Here is a 2,590-nt window from a genome sequence, read left to right on the forward strand (position 1 = left end):
GTCGGCATCTCCGGCATCATCGGCTCTTCCGGCATTGTCGGCATCTCCGTCTCCTGCGGACGAACCGGCGCATACGGGTTTTCTTCGTTGCGCATGTAGGACGGAACTTCGGTGCTGCGCGGCGTTTGCGGCGCGGCCGGCGGCGTCATTGTGCTGCGGCGGCTGCGCATGAACTGCTCTTCGCGAAGCGTCCTTTCCTCGTCCTCTTCGTCCTCTTCTTCTTCGTCCTCTTCAGTCTTGCGGCGGTAAACATACACGCCATAACCCGCGGCTGCGATCACAACAACCAGACCGCCGATGACAAACGGCAGGATACCCATGCCGCCGCTCTCTTCTTCAATCGGCTGCGGTGTCGCCAGATCAGGCGTCAGCGTTGCTTCCGGCACCGGCGTTGTTCCGTCATCGTAGGTGACGCCATAACGGGCATAGGAGTTGTTTGAAGCAAACTCAACGATATATTCACCAACCTGCGGGAGCTTCACGTCCATGGTGAAGCGGCCCTGACCATCTGCCGCCGTCTGACCAACGGTGCGTTTGGCCGTTTGCTCAGCAATCGCGGAAGCAATCAGCTCAACACGTGCGGTCTTGTTTGCGGCAACAGGCACATCGACAGTCGCCGTCACCGTAGCGAACGGAATTGTCGTGCCATAGACGGTAAACGTGCCGTCCTTGACGAGTGCCGGGACATTCATGACCTTCAGATCACCAAAGCTGCCCACCAGCGCCGCCGGTTTTTCCGGGGGCATCGGCGTCGGGGTAGCATTCGGGTCTGCCGTTGGCTGGGTGTAGGAAGGCATGCCGTCAATGACCGGCGGCTTCCACGGTTCTGTCGGCAGAACATTGTCCGCCAGCGGCTTGCCGTTGATGGTGTGGCTGACGTTGTTGTCTCTATTGGGGGTCGTGGACACACCCGGTCTGGAAGGCTGCTGCTGTTGCTGCTGAGCAAGATGCTCCATCAGCTCGCCAATGGTCAGCATCTTTGCCATGTCGCTGCGGACATAGCCATCCTGTCCATTGTAGTTGACCTGATACCAGGTATATGTACCATCCCACTCGCTGCCCAGAACCATGAGCAGCGTATTCTGCGGAATTCGTCCCAAAGACGTGCCCGACACGGACGGCGTGCGGCGAAGATTAACGCTGTCTTTCACAAGCTTTGCATAGGCACTGGTTGCATTGGGGCCCATCGGTTCGGGTGTAGCCTGCGGAAGCGGCGTGGGCGTAGCTTCTGCCGCTTCCAGTTCAGCAAGGTAAGCGCGCGTTTCTTCTTCGTTCATCATGCGGGCCAGGTCGGCGCGCACAAAGCCCCAATTGCCGCCGTACTGAACCAGATACCAGGTCATGCCGTCCTCAGCAATCTGGCTCTGGAAAATATGTACAACTTCGTTCTTTTTGAGAATGGTCTGCAAATACGCGTCCGGGGACGGATTGCCGCGAAGCGGTGTATTGTCCTGGACAATATAGGCGTACGCATCAATTTTCTGCGGAACAGGCGTTGCGGTGGGTTCCGGCGTGGCCGTCGGCTCAGCCGACGGGGTCGGGGTAGCATGGGCATCAAAGTATTCCTTGACTTCCTGCTCGCCCATCACGCGCACGCGATCGGCCTGTACATAGCCCCAGTCGTTTTCATGCTGCACCTGATACCATGTAGTACCGTCTGCTGACACCATGCTCTGATTCACATGCACAACCTGTTCAGCCTGCATCATCTTCTGAATCAGCGCATTCTCGTTCGCGTTGGAACGCAGTTCCGTATCGTTAGAGAGAATGCGTGCATACAGATCGAGTGCCTGCGGAGCAGGGGTAGCCGTGGGCTCCGGCGTGGCTGTCGGCTCCGGCGTGGCTGTCGGCTCCTCGGTCGGCTTCTGGGTCGGTTCGGGCGGCAGTTCGGGATCATCGAGGGTGGCAATGTATGCCGCTTCTTCCTCTACACCCATCAGCTGAACGAACTTGGCCATGATGTAGCCTTCCTTGCTGTTGACGCGCACGCGGCACCATGCATTTTCCGCATCGCCTTCGCTGCGCTCCATGACCCACAGGATTGTTCCGGCTTTCAGCCTCGTGATTTCCTTGCCGTTGGACTTCGGTTCGGCTCGCAGAGCCACCTGCCTGCCGATATTGTAGCCGTAGTGATAAACACTGCCTTCCACCAGCTCCTGCGGAACAGGTGTCGGGGTGGGCGTGGGTTCGGGGCTTTGCGTCGGGGTGGGCGGCGGCGTCTCGATCGGAGCGATTGTCGCTTCCGGCTTTTCAACGGCTCCTTCCGCCTCTTCCTTCGTTGTCACTCGAACCTTGAAGGCTTCAACGTAGCCGCTTTCGTCATTAGAAAGATTCTCAACCCTGTACCATTTCTGACCATCCGGTCCGTCCTGCTGTTCGGTGATCTTCACCGGGGTCGGTCTGCTGATCATCGGAATGGCGCCGCTCTGAGGCAGCTCTGCGCCGGGCGACTCACGCAGCGCGATGGCTACATTATTTTCCTGTTCAAGCGTGATGCCATACAGCGGGAATTCCATATTGCCCGGCTCTTCTGTCTGCTGCTCAACCGGTTCTTCCGTGGGCTGCTGGGCAGGATTTTCTGTTGGCTGCT

1 protein-coding gene is annotated in these 2,590 nt (G+C 58.5%); it reads right to left on the minus strand.

The features are described 5' to 3' along the window. Positions 1 to 2,590 (minus strand): SH3 domain-containing protein (locus tag QZ460_RS10185; protein WP_290541470.1); only part of this gene is annotated, 2,590 nt, incomplete at both ends.

Origin of the sequence: Alistipes sp., from assembly GCF_020026455.1 — a bacterium.
Taxonomy (GTDB): Bacteria; Bacteroidota; Bacteroidia; order Bacteroidales; family Rikenellaceae; genus Alistipes.